The following is a 16,828-nucleotide window of genomic DNA, read 5'->3' as shown; positions in this document are numbered from 1 at the left end:
TAACACCTCGCCTCTCCGGCTGTATCTTTTTATTGTTCTGCCAGCCATTTGTCTTTCAGTTTCTGCATTTCACCATTTTCTTTAAGCTTTTCTAGAACCTTATTAACGTCATCTACAAGCTCACTTCCCTTAGGAAATGCAACTGCCATGCCGGGAGAGCTGGTAGTTGGATCATCAAATCCTGCAAATCCCTGTTCTTCTATATAGCCAAGGGCAACTGATTTATCCATATATGCAGCATCAATCCGACCTGACTTTAATTCCTGAATTAAAATATTTGCATTGTCGACTTTTTTGACTTCAAATCCGTGTTCTTTACTTAGTACTTCAGCACCCTCTTCCTGAATGGTGCCTAATTGTACACCTATCATTTTGCCTTCCAAGTCTTCTAAACTTCCAATATTAGAATCGGGTTTACTGATAAACATTTCACCTGAACGGTTATACTCAATTGAAAAGTCCACATTCTTTCTGCGCTTTTCTGTCGTACTCATTCCGGCCATAACCATGTCAACACGTTTAGACTGCAGTGCCCCGATTAATCCATCAAATTTCATGTCCTCTATTTTCAGTTCATACCCAAGTTCATCTGCAATCTTATGGGCCAGATCGATATCAAATCCTTCAAAATTTCCCTCGGGGTCTCTTGACTCAAATGGCGGAAAGTCAGCTGAGGTTGCCATTTTCAACGTTTCTTTTTTTTCGGAATCATCTGAGGAAGCGTCAGCATCCGCATCTGATTCATTGTTGCTTCCGCAAGCTGCCAGCAGGCTAATAAGTAATATGAATCCAATTATCTTTACATATGATAGTTTCATAGTTTTCGCTCCTTTTATTCATTTCGTAATAATCTTCATTCCATAAAGCCTTTATTTTCGACTTTAGACTCAATATTTCCTTCGCCGCAGATACCGTTGATTCACCTCCAGTCCTATGAAAAAGATTTATTTAATAAATATTCATCTTATTGCATATTTATGAGTTAGTATGTATATTTATACCATACACCAGTTGGTTCATGCAAGCTTAATTTGAAAAAAGTTTTCTAAGGACACTCGGTAATGCGAAATGAACTGGTTTTCGGGAGTTGAATGCATGTTTAGAGCAAAAAAAGGGTTAACCAATTTCAATCTGGCTAACCCTTATTGTGTATTCATTCTATTGTATTTTTAAACCTTCTCCACAAAAATTTCAGGCTTCTGAAAAATGCCTTTCGACCGCTCCATCAGACCGGTGAATCGTGATATCGGAACCTTTATTCCGGGCAATTTCCTTCCCGCGTTCAACAGCATCCGATTTCTTTTCAAATACATCACTTGGCTGTTTGGCGTCTTTTGCCTGAACCGCCCAGCCATTATCATGAGGGACAATATGCTCGCCTTGATCCAGGAGCTCCGGACGGCTTTCATATTTTTTATCCTGCTCAGACCGTTGCACTGGATTACCCTGATTTTCAAACTTTTGAATTTCTTCACTGCTGGCATTTTCATACCACTCTTTTGCCTGCCGGGTTGCGATTGGAATTGCCCGATTCTCATCATACCCTTCATCAACCATTGCATTGGCAATATCAATCGCCTTTTTTCGTACCGCATAATCCAGATTTTTTAACGAACTGGGATAATTATTCGTCGTCCAGGACAATGTTGTTCACCTCCGTTTGTACGTGGATGTTTTACATAACAGATACCCCTTTGAATCATACTTGTAAACGTTTTTGTTTCTCGGGCTGATGTTTTGCTTCTCGGGCTGATGTTTTGCTTCTCGGGCTGATGTTTTGCTTCTCGGGCTGATGTTTTGCTTCTCGGGCTGATGTTTTGCTTCTCGGGCTGATGTTTTGCTTCTCGGGCTGATGTTTTGCTTCTCGGGCTGATGTTTTGCTTCTCGGGCTGATGTTTTGCTTCTCGGGCTGATTAAAAAATCGAGCGACTCTGTGAGCGCTCGATTTTTATAATTAATATGCTTTTGCCCAGTATACTAATTCTTTTGCTTCTTTTCCACAGCACACACATGTATCGGCAACTGTTTCCTGTTCAAATGGAATACAGCGTGATGTTGCTGCTGTTTCTTCCTTAATTTTTTCCTCACACGCTATATCGCCGCACCACATTGCTTTGATGAAGCCTGGTGTTTCTTCCAGATTCTTTTTGAACGCATCCATGTTTGTTGCTGCTGTCGTTTTCTCAATCCGGTGGTTTAATGCTTTATCAAACAGTCCCTGCTGAATTTCCTCCAACAATGCCGGCAAACGCTCTTCCACTTCATTAAGTGCAACAAATTCTTTTTCCCCGGTATCGCGACGAACCAGGACAACTTGTTCTTTTTCAATATCTTTTGGTCCCATTTCAACTCGAACTGGAACACCTTTCATCTCGTATTCATTAAACTTCCAGCCAGGCATTTTATCGCTTCCGTCGATACCGACCCGGGCAACTCCTTTTAACTTGTCACGCAAATCGTAAGCTTTATCCAGCACGCCTTCTTTATGCTGGGCAATTGGAACAATCATTGCTTGTGTTGGTGCAATTCGTGGTGGAACGACTAATCCGCGATTATCACCATGAACCATGATCAATGCTCCCATAATTCTGGTCGACATTCCCCAAGACGTCTGATGAACCGGCTGCTGATCACCATCTTTATCCAAATAACGGATATCGAACGCTTCGGCAAAGCCTGTTCCCAAATAATGGGATGTTCCGGATTGCAGTGCTTTTCCGTCATGCATCAGCGCTTCAATTGTTAATGTATAGTCAGCACCAGCAAATTTTTCCTTTTCTGTTTTCTTCCCGCTTAGCACTGGAATAGCCAGGTAATTTTCAGCGACATCAGCGTAAATATCAAGCATCCGTGCTGTTTCTTCCTCTGCATCTTCGGCAGTCGCATGACAGGTATGACCTTCCTGCCATAAAAACTCAGATGTGCGCAGGAACGGTCTTGTGGTTTTTTCCCAGCGGACGACATTGCTCCATTGATTATAAAGCATCGGCAGGTCACGATACGAATGAATATTTTTTGCATAGTATTCACCGAAAAGAACCTCGGATGTAGGACGGACACAGATACGTTCAGTCAGTTCCTCTTCTCCACCATGGGTTACCCAGGCCACTTCCGGTGCAAATCCTTCGATGTGATCTTTCTCTTTTTGCAGCATGCTTTCCGGAATGAATAATGGAAAATATACATTCGAATGCCCTGTTTCTTTGAATTTGCGGTCCAGTTCCGCCTGGATATTTTCCCAAATTGCGTATCCATGCGGCTTAATAACCATTGTGCCGCGGACTGCCCCATAATCAACCAATTCCGCCTGCTTCACAACATCGGTATACCACTGTGCAAAATCATCTTCCATGGCAGTGATTTTTTCAACAAACTGCTTATTTTTTTTACCCATTTAAACACCTCTATTTAAAAAATTTATATACAAAAAAGCCTCCATCCTGCTAAGGGACCGAGGTTTGGTGGTACCACCCTTGTTTACAAAGCAAAAAACTAAAGCTTTGTACACTTGACATGATAACGGTCATGAACCGCGCACATCTTACAGTAAAACTTTCCGATGGCGAACTCAAAGGCAGGTTCCAAATTGTGTCTCTGGAAATTTCCAGCTACCATTTCCTCTCTGCGAAAGACGATCAAATTGTACTAATCCTTGTCAACGTTTCATCTATTATAGTTTTAAATATATATGGATATACAGGCAAAGTCAAGCAGGACAAACAAAGGCCCGCTTCCCGGAAAATCCCATTATAAATTCAGTCCCGAGACCGAGAATAATAACATCTGCTGACCGATTTAATGTTTACCTTAATTACTTAGAATGAAATTAAATCAAACGAAGGCGGTAATTAATTATGGGGATCTTGAAAAATAATGACTTTTTATATTTGTTTTTAGGAAGAATTGTTACAAACGTCGGGGACAGTATTTATTATGTAGCAGCTATGTGGCTTGTTTTCAGCCTTGGAGGTAATGCGTTTTATACTGGTTTGGCAGGTTTCTTGACGCTGCTGCCATCTGCACTGCAGTTTATTGCGGGTCCGTTTGTCGATCGGTGGCCAATCAAAAGAACACTAATTATTACTCAGGTATCGCAGGCTGTACTAATACTAATCATTCCAGCTGCCTCTTTTCTTGATGTATTATCCGTCCAGCTTGTTTTAATTGTAATGCCTGTTGTTTCTTTTATTGAACAATTTGCATATCCTTCCCAGACAAAAGCATTGCCAGCCATTTTAACAAAAGAAGAACTGATAAAAGGAAACTCATATTTTTCATTTGCTTATCAGGGAATCGACCTGGTTTTTAATGCTGTATCAGGTATCCTGGTTGCTTTTATGGGAGCAATAACGCTTTATCTTGTTGACTCGCTTACATTTGCCGTTGCGGCTATTCTTTTCAGCTTGTTGAAACTTCCGCATGTAAAAGAAAGAGCAACACAGACTGCGAAAAAAAGCTTCAAGGTTGTTATGGCAAACTATTTCGGTGAGCTTAAAGAAGGTTTTTCCATTGTGTTTCGTTCATTAATGGCAGTATTTTTAATCGGCTCCATTACGGCTAACTTTGCTATCGGGGCAGCACTGGCTATTCTGCCGGCCTTTGGTGCGGACCATGGCGGTTCGGAAATTTACGGTTTCTATTTAGCCGCTATGTCTACGGGTGGATTAATTGGGGCACTATTTGCCGGCTGGATGGGAAAATTTCGCGTTGGATCGTTTTCCATTTTCTCATTTTTGATTGGTTCCGTTTGCTGGGTACTGTCAGCTACATTGCCATGGACGTATATTGCCATTATTTTATATGGAATTGCATGGATACCAATTGGCGGAACAAACGTTATTTTCAGTGCGGTAATGCAAACGGTTATCCCAAATAAACTGCTGGGTCGGATCAGTTCGGTTCAAAGAAGTATGACTGTTATTGCCATGCCAATCGGATCACTGGCTGGCGGTTATTTCGCTACCATTACGAGCAGCACGCTTATTTTTGCCATATCAGGACTGGGGCTCGCATTCGTGTCAATTGTATGGATGCTCCATCCAAGACTTCGTAACTTGCCAAAAGCTGATGAGATGACATCTGAATTATTTGGATTGTCATTTGCGGAAGAAAAGCGAGGTTTAAATCAAGAGTAGACAGGAAGAAACTGGGACATAACAAAAATGTTTATCCAAAAGACCAACAATATGCGAACTTTCCGGAGCGGTGGTATGCACCGTTTTCCAATTAGTTCGGATTTTTCTTTTGATAAAATACTTTTGTCCCAGCCCTCTTTCTATTATTTATACAACTTTCGCACCCAGCGTATCCGTAAAATGCCCTAATGCCCAATCATGCCCCGGCGCATTAAAGCTCGCTACCGCATCTTTATGAACAACAATGTTAAATCCTTTATTGTATGCATCAACAGCAGTATGCAGTACACAAATATCCGTACACACACCAACCAGATGGAGTTCATCAATTCCCCGCTCGCGGAGTCTCAGCTCCAGATCGGTTCCGGCAAAAGCACTGTAACGCGTTTTGTCATAATAGTAAACATTTTTATCGTTTTTATGTTCTTCATAAACAGAAGCTAGCTCACCATAAAGGTCCCGTCCTTCTGTTCCAATAATATTATGTGGTGGAAATATTTTTGTTTCAGGATGGTTCGTATCTCCTTCCTCATGTGCATCAATCGCAAATACCACATAATCTCCCGCATCAATAAATTCCTTCGTCAGTGAAGTGATCTTTTCCTCGATGGCCTGACCTGGTTCACCGCATGTCAGTTTACCATCTTCCGCGACGAAATCAACGGTATAATCAACATTGATTAAAGCCCGCTTCCCCATTATTAAACACGCTCCTCTGATAAAATTATTTTATGTGCTTCTCCGTTTTTCCTTGATGCAGCATGATATGTTGGACCAACCATTTCTGTATAGGAAAACCCATATTCGATAGCGGTTGTTACAAAACTTTTGGCTGATTGGACTGCTTCCAGAACGGAATATCCCTTAGCAATGTAAGCCGTTATTGCAGCCGAGTAACTGCAACCGGCACCGCTGGTATTTACTGTATCGATCCGTGGTGCCTGAAATGCAGTAAGTGTTTCTCCATCATATAAAACATCGACTGCCGGGCCTTCTAAACGCCCGCCTTTAACAAGTACATACTTCGGTCCTAGCTGATGCAAATCAATTGCTGCCTGTTTCAAATCAGCAACACTGTTTATTTGACGGCCATCCAGCAGGAATGATGCTTCAGGCATGTTCGGCGTAATTACCGTGGCCATTGGCAGGAGCCTTGTTTTCAATGCTTCAATTGCATCGTCCTCAAGCAGTTTTGAATCAAGTTTACCAACCATTACCGGATCAATCACCACTGATTCAACAGTTGAACCTGCAATAATTTCCGCCGTTTTATCAATAACTTCTTTTGAAAATAACATCCCTGTTTTTACGGCATCCACGCCTACTTGCTTAACCGCTGTAGCAAACTGTGCTTCAATAGCCTCTATAGTCTGTGGATGGACATTTTTATCAGTCTCCGGGTGCCGCGCCACGATTGCTGTGACAACACTCATCCCATAGACATCAAGCTCCTGGAATGTTTTCAGGTCAGCCTGAATACCAGCACTTCCTCCTGCTGCAGATCCTGCTATTGTTATAACCCTTGATGGATATTTCATTGTAAAAACCCTTTCTACCAAATTAGTACCTCTACAACAAACCATACAATCATAATTAATTGGAGTACAACTTTAGCAACTGCACCTCCAAGAAATCCGATCAATGAGCCAATTGATGCACGCAGTCCTTCCTGAAATGTTTTCTTTTGAATCATTTCAATCACGAGAACGGTGATGAATGGTACGATAATAATCCCAAATGGAGGGATGATGAAAGATCCCACGATAACAGCTATTCCTGCACCGCGTTCTCCCCATTTGCTTCCACCGAATTTTTTTACAAAATAACTGTTTGCAATAATATCGGAAACGATTAACACAACAGTTAAAATTGCCATCGCTATCCAGAACAAAACGGTCAGTTCATCGGCATTGATCACAAAATGATACAGCAGGAATCCGACCCACAATACCAATGGCGATGGGATGATTGGAAAAATAATTCCTGCAAAGCTTGCTATGAATAATACAACGATTACAATCCAAATAATTATATCCAGCATAGTTGCCTCCATCTATGATTCTTTTCGGAACATACTTGAGATTCTCGTTTCCTCTTTTGTAATGATACGTTTATAGTTCTCCATATGTTTCATAATACACATCACGGATAATAGAACAACAACCATTGCCGGTTCGATTCCAAAAAAATAATACGTCGTAACCAGGAAAGAAAAATACATGAATAAGACACCGACAACCAAATAATCAGTAGTAAATGTAAAAAGAAGCAAAATGACAATACCGATAACTGCTATTTTCCAGTCGATTGCCAGTAATACGCCAACCAGTGAAGCCGTCCCTTTTCCACCGCTGAATTTCATTGTCACCGGATAATTGTGACCTATTATGATAAACAGTGCATTAATATACACAAGTAAAGTCTGTGTTTCTCCAGTAATTCCTTGATCATTCAATATATATAACACGAACAAAATCGATAATGTCGCTTTAAAAATATCAATAAGTGCAACTAAAATTCCGTATTTCCAGCCCAGCAAAATCGTTGTGTTGGATGCACCGGAATTTTTTACCCCTGTATTTTTAATATCCACTTTCTTTAACTTGCTGACCAGCTGTGAGCCGTGCATACAGCCGAACAGATAACCGATTAAAATAACGATTAAAACATACACAAAATCCCCCCTCTTCATTTTATTTTATAGTGATTGGGAGAACACTGCAAGATGGATATTATTTTATTCGTTCATGCCACCTTTTTCACTTTACAATCGATTGTATATATAAGAAAGTATCTATTATAATAGCTGAACAGATAACCCCTAAGGGAGACATGACTAATTGAAACGCTATCGAAAAGATATTACAGCATGGATAATCATTATTTTATTTATAAGTGTCCTCTTTATTATTTATAATCAGACGAATGACAGGTATCGTGACTTAGGTGAAGATACGCTTCCAGCCAATAAACTTGATCCAGTAGTTGCCGAAAAAACGGAGCAGCTTGTAAGAAAAGTTGCGAAACAGAATATTGATGTTGTTATCACTGAAAAAGTCCGTTCGATAAAGCGTCAGAATAAATTATATCAACAAGGCCGGTCAGAAAAAGGCAGCATTGTCACGTATGCGAAAGGCGGTGAATCCTATCATAATTATGGATTGGCAGTTGATTATGCTATTCGCAATAATGAAGGGAAAATTATTTGGGATACCAGCTATGACGGAAACGGTAACGGCAAATCAGACTGGTTTGAAGCAGCGGATATTGCAAAAGAACTGGGATTTGAGTGGGGTGGTGACTGGAACAAATTTAAAGATTATCCACATTTACAGATGGACTTTGGTCTTAGCATCCGTCAGCTGCAAAAGGGACTGCGGCCATCGCATGAGTCGGATAAAAAATAAGACAATATAGTAGAGTAATTATGAAAAATAGCATATAATAAAATTATCCTGAATTCAGAATAAATTTATCCCGAAAGGAGACTTTTTCAATGGAACTAAAAGGAATTCATCATGTTTCAGCAATTACTGCAAAGGCAAAAGAAAACTATTACTTTTATACAGAAGTTTTGGGAATGCGTCTGGTTAAAAAGACAATCAATCAGGATGACCCGTCTGTGTATCATTTATTTTATGCAGATGAAGCTGGAAATCCCGGAACAGATTTTACATTTTTTGAAATACCAATGGCAGGTACAACCTATCAAGGAACCAGCAGTATTTCAGGAACCTCACTTCGGGTTCCAAATGATGATGCGTTGGAGTATTGGCAAAATCGGCTGACCGAACATAACGTTAATCATGATGGGATAACAAATCAGGGGGAACGCAACGTCATCCATTTCCGAGATCCCGAGGGACAACGACTAACTCTAATCTCTGATGAAAATAATACTGGTGTTCAAGGAGGAAAGGTATGGGAGCATAGCAGTGTTCCCGCTGACAAAGGAATTATTGGACTTGGTCCTTCAAAGTTAACCGTTCCTGATTCTGAGCCAACGATTAAAGTATTAACAGAACTGCTAACGTTTAAAAAAGTTGGAAGGTATGCATCACCTGTTAAAGGTCAGAACGACATTCTTGTCTTTGCAACGGGGGAAGGTGGAACCGGGGCAGAAGTGCATGTAGAAACCCGTAATGACCTGCCAAAGGAACGGCCAGGCCGCGGAAGTGTCCATCACGTAGCATTCCGTGTGGACAATGAGAATGAGCTGAAGCAGTGGAAAGACCGTGTACAGGCTGCACGCATCCCGAACTCAGGCTTAGTGGACCGATTCTATTTCAAATCATTGTATTTCAGAGAACCAAATGGAATTCTTTTCGAACTGGCAACTGACGGTCCAGGATTTGCAACTGATGAAGCGATAGACTACCTTGGCGAATCGTTGGCCTTACCTCCGTTTTTCGAGGACCGGCGTGAAGAAATTGAAGCCAACTTAAAACCATTGGATACAAAAAGAACGCACTAAATACGAAACATGGATTCAATATGATTTACAAAAACGCTTGGAATGTAACATCCAAGCGTTTTTGTATGACCTGATATTACCTGTGTCCATATTTGGAAGACATATTTTCGGTTATTTTAAAGGAGAATTTCGTATAAATTTTTTGTTTTTTACCCAAAAGTTATAATCTACGACGTAATTTTATATGAGTATAGTCCGCCGCTCCGGAAATACACTTCGCTTTCCGTGGGCGGCTGATGAGCCTCTCCGTGTTGTCACACTGCGAGTCTCATCTAGGCCTCTGCTCCCACAGGAGTCTCCGTGTATTTCCTGCGCTGGATTTTGCTTTTAATAAATAAAAGGATATACCAAAACTACACTGATTTTAATGTTTTACCGGACATATTATCCATTAATTGGTTAAATACGCAGTAACCACTACTTATCTAAATTGATGGATTATCTCCATTAAAGATAAACTTATTACACTACATCGTGTGATCTTTTTCCATTTGCTGATCATCCGTATCGTTTTCAGGCAATGGATCGATTGAATGTTTGTAGTCATAACCTTTAGATATGGCAATTAACGTGAAAGCTAATACGGCTAACATTATTGCAATCGCTATTATAATGATTGTTATCATTTCTATACTCCTTCATAAGGTTTTATTATTCCGTGAACAGCTTCGATGAATGGTAGTCTGACAGATTTAGCCTTTGCCAGGCGAATTGCTCCGCCATGAAGATGGTCCACTTCAAGCGTCAGTCCTTTGCGACGATCCTGGTGCATGGATGATGTAGCATTTTCATTTATCTTCAACAAACTACTTTTTGCCTCATCAACTTCTTTATCAGTAACTTCAATATTATAACTGGCTGCCAGTTGCTGCATTTCCTCCAGAATATTCACGGCAATTTGAAACGTATCCCTATTATAACGTATTTGTCCAATCGGTAAATTAGTCGCCGTTGTAATTCCGGAGAAGGCATTGATAAACAAATATTTTTTCCAAAGTTCCTTTAATATGGACTGACTGTTGACTGCTTCCATCTTTGCTTCACTGGAAACTTCCGCCAGTCGATTACACAAATCTGTTTGTTCAGGTACTAATGGTCCGAAAGCGAGTCTATGAAAATCACTTGAATGTTCAACGTGACCAGAATCATCCAAGGTAGCCATAATGAAGGCCAAACCTCCAATGACTGACTCCATTCCAACTTCATTCTGTAAAACATTTATGTGTTCGATACCGTTTAAAACAGGCAGGACAAAAGCACCTTTTTCCGTCAATATTTTGACGTTTTCCAAAATGCCCTGTAAATGGTGACCTTTAACACTGACAAAAACCAGATCCGGCGCTTCAATATCATGTACATTGGTAACAACCCTTGGTGCGGCAATTGTATAATCACCCTGTGTACTGTTTACCTTCAATCCATATTTGTGAAATTGTTCCGCCCTTTTTTCACGCACCAAAAAGGTAACATCAGCTCCAGCCTCTTCCCACCGTGCACCAAAATATCCTCCAAGAGCACCAGCACCCAACACAACAATATGCATAAAATCTCCTCCCTGCAATATTATTATTCATAATCGTACTCCGATATCCATCGGTTTGTCCATTTTTCATAGATTAATGGAATTTTTATGTAATATCGGCAAATGTTGAGCATATACAAGTAATACAAGTTATTTTGGAGCATGTCTTTGTATATAAAAGCTTTATGGTTCACATAAAAATATTCGCAGGTAAATTCCAAATTATCTAAAAATATTGCATTTGAACCAATAGACTATAGCCTATAATATTATAGTATGACTGCTTGAAAGAGCATTCCCCACTTATTCACCCCGTTCAATTTCTAGTAAAAAAGTCGTAAGCAAAGACAATTATATTTCATAGTTAACAGAAATTGGACAACAGTACTTAAGTTTCCCGCTTTAAAGGGAGAGAAACAAGTAACAAGAAAAAAAGGTGAACTATCTTTTCGCCAACATTTCATGGTGGTGATTATGGTTTATCTAAAAAAAAATGGGAGGTCATTTAGTAGATGAAGAAACTATTACTAGCTTCAATTTTTGGTCTGGCACTTATTATGCTGGCTGCTTGCGGATCTAACGGTGATGATGCAAGTGGTAGTGATGGAGATAGCGGAAGTTCAGGTGAAGGTGAAGGCGGAGACAGCCTGTTAGCTGAACTTCAGGAAAAAGGTACAGTAACAATCGGATTTGCCAATGAAGAACCATATGGATATCAGGAAGACGGTGAACTGAAAGGTGCAGCCGTTGATATTGCACAGGCTGTATTCGCAGAACTTGGTGTTGACAACATGGAAGCACAACTTGCTGATTTCAGTCAGTTAATTCCTGGTTTGAATGCCGGAAAGTTTGATGTTATCACAGCAGGTATGGCGATTAATCCAGATCGTTGTGAAAATGCTGACTTCGGTGAACCTGAAATGGTATATGGGGAAGGGCTTGTAGTACCGAAAGGCAACCCAATGGATTTACACAGCTACACAGATATTGCTGATAAAGGTGCTACTGTTTCCATCATGCAAGGTGCTACTGAAATTGAGTACGTTAAGCAAATGGGTGTAAAAGAGGATCAAATCCAAACTGCACCGGATATTCCTGCAACATTCTCAGCAGTAGCTTCCGGTCGTGCTGATGCAACTACTGGTACAGAAATGACTGTAAAAATGGCACTGGAATCTGCCGGAAACGATAAGCTGGAATTCGTAAGTGACTTTGAACAGCCTGATATTGAAGGAATTCCAAGTTATGGTGCAGCTGCATTCCATAAAGACAATGATGAATTGCGTAAAGCATATAACGAAGCGTTAGCTAAATTAAAAGAAGACGGAACAGTTAAAGAACTTCTTGAAAAGAACGGATTTAGCGCAGAAAACAACTCAGTTCCAGAAGGTATTACAACAGAGGGCGTTTGCAGCGGTGAACAGTATTAATTATCTTTCAGAATAATTTCTAAGACTCCATAGGGTCCGGCTCCCTCTCCTAGGGGAGTCAGACCCTATGCTTTTGTTATAAATATATAATTTAAAAATGTAAAAGGAGTGATTACCATTAATGCGATAGCGGATATTTTCCCTGTCTTAATGAAGGGTGTTGAAATAACAGTTACTGTTCTTCTGGCCTCAATCGTTTTAGGCTATTTAATGGCCTTTATTGCAGGTTTTTGCCGACTTTCAAATAACGTTATCCTCCGTAAATTCACAGGTTTTTATGTAGAAGTCTTTCGTGGGACCTCACTGATTGTACAATTATTCTGGCTTTACTATGCATTTCCGATATTATTTGGTGTAGAAGTTGGAAGTAACTTTTGGGCAGGTGTACTGGCAATCTCTTTAAACTATGGTGCATATATGTCTGAAATTGTTCGCGGTTCCATTCTGTCTGTGGCAAAGGGGCAATATGAGGCTTCCACAGCACTGAATATGTCGCGTTTTCAACGTATGCGGCTTGTTATTTTTCCACAGGCTGTACGGATGATGCTTCCTGAATTTGGTAACTATCTTATCCTTATGCTCAAATCAACTTCCCTTGTATCATTAATTGGTATGATGGACATTTTATACTACGGAGATATTTTGCGAAGCTCCAATCTATCACAAGCACCAACTGTTTACTTTTTAGTACTAGTATTCTACTTTATAATAGCTCTTCCATTAATTTGGCTTACCAAGAAAATGGAAAGTGCTTCTAAGAAAGGGGTGGCTAGTCAATGAGCGGCTGGAGCTGGGAAACGTTTTATGATGCCTTCCCTATCGTATTAGAAGGTCTTGGCATTACGATCGGATTAACAATTGCATGTTATTTATTTGCGTTAATCTTTGGATTTATCTGGACACTGATAAAACGTATGCCAATAACGGTAATAAGATTGCCTTTATTGTGGATTATGGAATTTATCCGTTCCACACCACCACTGGTACAATTATTTTTCATTTACTACGCCTTTCCAATGGTTCCTGTAATCGGATTTGCACTGGATCCTTTTACAAGTGCGGTACTTGGACTGGGAATTCATTACAGTACGTATATTGGAGAAGTTTACCGGTCCGGCATTGACGGCGTAGGTCAAGGTCAATGGGAAGCAGCACGAGCATTGAACTATTCAACGGGGAAAAAATGGACAAAAATTATTTTGCCGCAAGCGTTACCTCCGACTATACCGATGCTGGGAAACTATTTAATTATCATGTTTAAGGAAGTTCCATTGGCATCAACAATCGGTGTACTTGGTATTCTCGCAATGGCAAACGATTATGGTGCCCAGCACTGGAGATACCTGGAGGCACTAACAATTGTGGCGATATTATTCCTTGTATTAAGTTACCCGTCTGCAATATTAGTTAAGAAGCTTGAAGTTAAGTTCAATCGACGTTTCGATAAAAGTGAACCTTCAGGAAGCAAGGCAAATTAAGAAGAAAAGGAGCAGTGATGTCATGTCTGAACCTATCGTTAGTTATAAAGATGTACACAAATCATTCGGCGATGTCAAAGTACTACAAGGCATTGACCTCGATATTAAGCCGGCTGAAAAAGTTGCTGTCATCGGCCCAAGTGGTTCCGGTAAAACAACCATCATCCGTATGCTGATGACATTGGAGGAGCCAACTTCAGGAAGTATTATTGTCGATGGCAAGAACTTATGGCAAATGGAAAAGAACGGAGAACTTGTACCTGCCAATGAAAAGCATTTACGACAAGTACGCGGGGATATCGGTATGGTATTCCAGCACTTTAATCTATTCCCGCACATGACTATTTTGGAAAATTGCATGACGGCGCCAATTCACGTTCAAAAAGAAGAAAAGGCATCTGCCCGTAAACGTTCCATTGAGATGCTCGAAAAAGTTGGACTGGGAGACAAACTGGATAACTATCCAAGCCAACTTTCAGGCGGGCAAAAACAACGTGTAGCGATGGCTCGTGCACTTGTTATGCGACCAAAAATCATGTTGTTTGACGAGGTAACATCAGCATTGGACCCTGAACTTGTCGGGGAAGTGCTGGAAGTTATCCGTGATATCGCAAAAGAAGGCGAAATGGCAATGGTTCTGGTTACACATGAAATGGAATTCGCACGTGATATTGCTGACCGCGTTCTATTCCTTGATAATGGAGTAATCGCTGAGGAAGGACCACCAATGGAAGTGCTGGAGAATTCAACAAACGATCGCCTGCAAAGCTTCCTTCACAGATTCAGAGCTTAATAGCTGGGAAAAGCTGACTCATTTTATTGAGTCAGCTTTTTTTATGTGATTTTGTTGTTCTCAGGCTGATGTTTGCGCTCTTCTGCCGATGTTGCGCCTGTTCTGCCGATGTTGTGCTTATCCCCGTGGAAATGATGCTTACTCCGGCGAGTTCCCCAATAAAAAACTGCAGCCATCCCTTCCACAGCCACAGCTTTGATTAATTCATCTAATCATCACCAATTATTTTTACTTCACGTTCAAGGTTGACACCATATTTTTCTTTTACCGTATTTTGAACAAAATGAATCAAACTAATATATTCCTCCGCAGATGCATTATCCCTGTTCACAATAAACCCAGCATGTTTCAGTGATACCTGTGCCCCGCCGATTTGTTTTCCCTGAAGGCCACTGTCCTGAATCAATTTCCCGGCAAAATATCCCGGTGGCCGCTTAAATACACTCCCGCATGATGGATATTCCAGGGGCTGTTTGGACTCCCGTTTAAACGTAAGATCTTCCATGACTTCATTAATTTCATCGTAGTTTCCGGACTTCAGTGAAAAAGTCGCTTCCAATACAATGTATCCTTTTTCAGGGATATTGCTTGAACGATATTCCAAATCAAGATCTTCTGCGGGTAATGAAAATAAATCACCATTACGGTCAATGACAACAGCACTTTCCAATACGTCCTTAATTTCTCCGCCATATGCACCCGCATTCATAAATAATGCGCCACCGACGGACCCTGGTATCCCGCAGGAAAATTCAAGACCGGTTAGTTTTCTGGATAACGCTTCTCTGGATACATCGATAATCCTCGCACCACTTTGCGCTACAATCGTCGTACCATCTGTTGTTATGTTTGTCAGCTGGTTTAAATTCAGTACAATCCCACGAATTCCACCGTCTTTTATAATTAAATTTGAACCGTTCCCAAGCAGCGTAAACGGAACATCTTTTTTGGCAGCCAATTTAACGACTTCCTGTACTTGCTCATATGTTTCTGGTGTGACAAAAAAATCAGCCTGCCCGCCCAAACGGGTATACATATGATTTTTCAACTGTTCATTAACCATCACATTTTTCTCAGGTGTAATTCTGGTTAATTTGTCGTACATATGATGATGATTTTCCACCGAATCATTCCTTTTACTAATTTTAATAAGTTATACTATCTGATGCATTTCCTGATTGCAAAAATGAATGAATGAGTTTATCAACCTGAGCATTTTCATGCAGCTCACTATGCCCAAGTGTTTTATCTTCTATCATTATTTCCTGCAGTTGATCTTCTCCTATAATATGCCGCAATGATTGGACACTTTCCGGCACCGCCACAAGATCACTGGTACTGCCTATACTCAATACCTCAAGGTCTTCAGGAATCATTTCTTTATTCATCCGCAGCAATTGCAATGCAAGTGAATCAGGTTTGAGATCAGTTGCTCCGGCGTCACGATGAATTGTAAAATATTGCTCATTGTAAATCCCGTCAAACGGGCTCCCGATTGCAATAAATTTAGTAACACGCGGATACCTCTCAGGGTCCTGGTAATCTTCTATAAATTTCAGTGACACGAGTCCGCCCATTGAATGACCAACCAGATTAACTGTATTAATCTGATATGTATCTTTCATATGTGCCATTACCAATGACAGCCATTCAGCTGTATCAGCAAAACTTGCCCGGTTATTTTCAAAAATAACCTGGACAAAGGATGGTTCCTGCTTTCCTTTATTCAGATTATATACATTCACTTTTCCTTCCGGTGAAACCCGGTACACCAACGCTTTATTACCCCAGTTATACTTATTTTCGAACCTGTTCAGTAAATTGCCAAACGAATTATATGTCCCTTTATATCCATGAACAAATACTGCCGGACTCCCTTTGTAGTGTTCAGAATGTATCTCCTTTGGTACATAAATAATAAGCATAATACTTGTTAGTACAGCAAAAAGGAATACTGCTCCCATTATTTGTCTCTTTTTCAAAACTTGACCCCTCT

General features: G+C 40.4%; 18 protein-coding genes and 1 other annotated feature. Of the genes, 7 read left to right on the top strand and 11 right to left on the bottom strand.

Annotated elements, in window-relative coordinates; all coding sequences use genetic code 11:
* Positions 1–29: 29 nt before the first annotated feature.
* The 3 genes from G6R02_RS18890 to proS form a co-directional block, all read right to left on the bottom strand.
* Positions 30–818, bottom strand: a complete 789-nt coding sequence (locus tag G6R02_RS18890) for a transporter substrate-binding domain-containing protein (protein ID WP_164670916.1) — start codon at positions 816–818, stop codon at positions 30–32.
* Between the two features lie 373 nt (positions 819–1,191).
* Positions 1,192–1,644 carry a DUF2188 domain-containing protein gene (locus G6R02_RS18885; RefSeq protein WP_164670915.1) on the bottom strand — a complete coding sequence of 151 codons (453 nt, stop codon included), beginning with the start codon at positions 1,642–1,644 and terminating at the stop codon, positions 1,192–1,194.
* Positions 1,645–1,954: 310 nt separating this feature from the next.
* Entirely contained in the window at positions 1,955–3,394 is a 1,440-nt protein-coding gene (gene proS, locus G6R02_RS18880; RefSeq protein WP_164670914.1) for a proline--tRNA ligase, read from the bottom strand.
* 49 nt (positions 3,395–3,443) lie between these two features.
* Positions 3,444–3,668: a binding site (T-box leader), on the bottom strand.
* 186 nt (positions 3,669–3,854) lie between these two features.
* Between proS and G6R02_RS18875 the strand changes: the two genes are divergently transcribed.
* Positions 3,855–5,135 carry an MFS transporter gene (locus G6R02_RS18875; RefSeq protein WP_164670913.1) on the top strand — a complete coding sequence of 427 codons (1,281 nt, stop codon included), beginning with the start codon at positions 3,855–3,857 and terminating at the stop codon, positions 5,133–5,135.
* Between the two features lie 147 nt (positions 5,136–5,282).
* Here the strand turns inward: G6R02_RS18875 and G6R02_RS18870 are convergent, their stop codons facing one another.
* Genes G6R02_RS18870 through G6R02_RS18855 form a run of 4 tightly spaced genes read right to left on the bottom strand, consistent with a single transcriptional unit; the run spans position 5,283 to position 7,827 of the window.
* The gene (locus tag G6R02_RS18870) at positions 5,283–5,834 is read right to left on the bottom strand and encodes a cysteine hydrolase family protein (protein ID WP_205520257.1); all 552 of its coding nucleotides are present in this window, start codon (positions 5,832–5,834) and stop codon (positions 5,283–5,285) included.
* A 2-nt stretch (positions 5,835–5,836) separates the two neighbouring features.
* Positions 5,837–6,673 (bottom strand): bifunctional hydroxymethylpyrimidine kinase/phosphomethylpyrimidine kinase, encoded by an 837-nt coding sequence (thiD, locus tag G6R02_RS18865; protein WP_164670912.1) that lies wholly within the window; start codon positions 6,671–6,673, stop codon positions 5,837–5,839.
* Between the two features lie 14 nt (positions 6,674–6,687).
* Complete coding sequence (locus G6R02_RS18860) at positions 6,688–7,176, bottom strand: DUF456 domain-containing protein (RefSeq protein ID WP_164670911.1); 489 nt, start codon at positions 7,174–7,176, stop codon at positions 6,688–6,690.
* Positions 7,177–7,188: 12 nt separating this feature from the next.
* A complete protein-coding gene (locus G6R02_RS18855; RefSeq protein ID WP_425509077.1) occupies positions 7,189–7,827 on the bottom strand; it encodes a glycerol-3-phosphate acyltransferase in 639 nt (212 codons plus the stop codon).
* Between the two features lie 148 nt (positions 7,828–7,975).
* Between G6R02_RS18855 and G6R02_RS18850 the strand changes: the two genes are divergently transcribed.
* On the top strand, positions 7,976–8,542 hold the full coding sequence (locus G6R02_RS18850) for a M15 family metallopeptidase (protein WP_164670909.1): 567 nt from the start codon (positions 7,976–7,978) through the stop codon (positions 8,540–8,542).
* 89 nt (positions 8,543–8,631) lie between these two features.
* Positions 8,632–9,609, top strand: a complete 978-nt coding sequence (locus G6R02_RS18845; protein ID WP_164670908.1) for a ring-cleaving dioxygenase — start codon at positions 8,632–8,634, stop codon at positions 9,607–9,609.
* Positions 9,610–10,076: 467 nt separating this feature from the next.
* Here the strand turns inward: G6R02_RS18845 and ytzI are convergent, their stop codons facing one another.
* Complete coding sequence (gene ytzI, locus G6R02_RS18840; RefSeq protein WP_164670907.1) at positions 10,077–10,235, bottom strand: YtzI protein; 159 nt, start codon at positions 10,233–10,235, stop codon at positions 10,077–10,079.
* Positions 10,236–10,237: 2 nt separating this feature from the next.
* Complete coding sequence (locus G6R02_RS18835; RefSeq protein WP_164670906.1) at positions 10,238–11,152, bottom strand: ketopantoate reductase family protein; 915 nt, start codon at positions 11,150–11,152, stop codon at positions 10,238–10,240.
* 491 nt (positions 11,153–11,643) lie between these two features.
* Here G6R02_RS18835 and ehuB point away from each other — a divergent pair, with 491 nt between their 5' ends.
* The 4 genes from ehuB (at position 11,644) to ehuA (ending at position 14,832) form a co-directional block, all read left to right on the top strand.
* Positions 11,644–12,561: an ectoine/hydroxyectoine ABC transporter substrate-binding protein EhuB gene (gene ehuB, locus G6R02_RS18830; protein ID WP_164670905.1), complete on the top strand. Its 918-nt coding sequence runs from the start codon at positions 11,644–11,646 to the stop codon at positions 12,559–12,561.
* A 150-nt stretch (positions 12,562–12,711) separates the two neighbouring features.
* Positions 12,712–13,341: an amino acid ABC transporter permease gene (locus tag G6R02_RS18825; RefSeq protein ID WP_164671134.1), complete on the top strand. Its 630-nt coding sequence runs from the start codon at positions 12,712–12,714 to the stop codon at positions 13,339–13,341.
* On the top strand, positions 13,338–14,039 hold the full coding sequence (gene ehuD / locus G6R02_RS18820; RefSeq protein WP_164670904.1) for an ectoine/hydroxyectoine ABC transporter permease subunit EhuD: 702 nt from the start codon (positions 13,338–13,340) through the stop codon (positions 14,037–14,039). Before G6R02_RS18825 ends, ehuD begins: the two co-directional genes overlap by 4 nt.
* Before the next feature lie 22 nt (positions 14,040–14,061).
* Positions 14,062–14,832, top strand: coding sequence for an ectoine/hydroxyectoine ABC transporter ATP-binding protein EhuA (gene ehuA, locus G6R02_RS18815; RefSeq protein ID WP_164670903.1), 771 nt, complete (start codon positions 14,062–14,064; stop codon positions 14,830–14,832).
* Between the two features lie 208 nt (positions 14,833–15,040).
* Here the strand turns inward: ehuA and murB are convergent, their stop codons facing one another.
* Together murB and G6R02_RS18805 are read right to left on the bottom strand one after the other, a co-directional pair.
* Positions 15,041–15,955, bottom strand: a complete 915-nt coding sequence (gene murB, locus G6R02_RS18810; RefSeq protein ID WP_164670902.1) for a UDP-N-acetylmuramate dehydrogenase — start codon at positions 15,953–15,955, stop codon at positions 15,041–15,043.
* Between the two features lie 22 nt (positions 15,956–15,977).
* Positions 15,978–16,814 carry an alpha/beta hydrolase gene (locus G6R02_RS18805; RefSeq protein ID WP_246202666.1) on the bottom strand — a complete coding sequence of 279 codons (837 nt, stop codon included), beginning with the start codon at positions 16,812–16,814 and terminating at the stop codon, positions 15,978–15,980.
* Positions 16,815–16,828 lie beyond the last annotated feature (14 nt).

This window comes from Virgibacillus doumboii (assembly GCF_902806455.1).
GTDB lineage: Bacteria > Bacillota > Bacilli > Bacillales > Amphibacillaceae > Lentibacillus > Lentibacillus doumboii.
This window is presented reverse-complemented; position numbering and strand designations above follow the sequence as displayed.

Bases quoted from the DNA above. Each gene is read 5' to 3' on its own strand.
- G6R02_RS18845 (WP_164670908.1), top strand. From the start codon at position 8,632: ATGGAACTAAAAGGAATTCATCATGTTTCAGCAATTACTGCAAAGGCA.
- G6R02_RS18835 (WP_164670906.1), bottom strand. From the start codon at position 11,152: ATGCATATTGTTGTGTTGGGTGCTGGTGCTCTTGGAGGATATTTTGGT.
- ytzI (WP_164670907.1), bottom strand. From the start codon at position 10,235: ATGATAACAATCATTATAATAGCGATTGCAATAATGTTAGCCGTATTA.
- G6R02_RS18860 (WP_164670911.1), bottom strand. From the start codon at position 7,176: ATGCTGGATATAATTATTTGGATTGTAATCGTTGTATTATTCATAGCA.
- ehuB (WP_164670905.1), top strand. From the start codon at position 11,644: ATGAAGAAACTATTACTAGCTTCAATTTTTGGTCTGGCACTTATTATG.
- thiD (WP_164670912.1), bottom strand. From the start codon at position 6,673: ATGAAATATCCATCAAGGGTTATAACAATAGCAGGATCTGCAGCAGGA.
- proS (WP_164670914.1), bottom strand. From the start codon at position 3,394: ATGGGTAAAAAAAATAAGCAGTTTGTTGAAAAAATCACTGCCATGGAA.
- G6R02_RS18875 (WP_164670913.1), top strand. From the start codon at position 3,855: ATGGGGATCTTGAAAAATAATGACTTTTTATATTTGTTTTTAGGAAGA.
- ehuD (WP_164670904.1), top strand. From the start codon at position 13,338: ATGAGCGGCTGGAGCTGGGAAACGTTTTATGATGCCTTCCCTATCGTA.
- G6R02_RS18890 (WP_164670916.1), bottom strand. From the start codon at position 818: ATGAAACTATCATATGTAAAGATAATTGGATTCATATTACTTATTAGC.
- G6R02_RS18825 (WP_164671134.1), top strand. From the start codon at position 12,712: ATGAAGGGTGTTGAAATAACAGTTACTGTTCTTCTGGCCTCAATCGTT.
- ehuA (WP_164670903.1), top strand. From the start codon at position 14,062: ATGTCTGAACCTATCGTTAGTTATAAAGATGTACACAAATCATTCGGC.
- G6R02_RS18870 (WP_205520257.1), bottom strand. From the start codon at position 5,834: ATGGGGAAGCGGGCTTTAATCAATGTTGATTATACCGTTGATTTCGTC.
- G6R02_RS18855 (WP_425509077.1), bottom strand. From the start codon at position 7,827: ATGAAGAGGGGGGATTTTGTGTATGTTTTAATCGTTATTTTAATCGGT.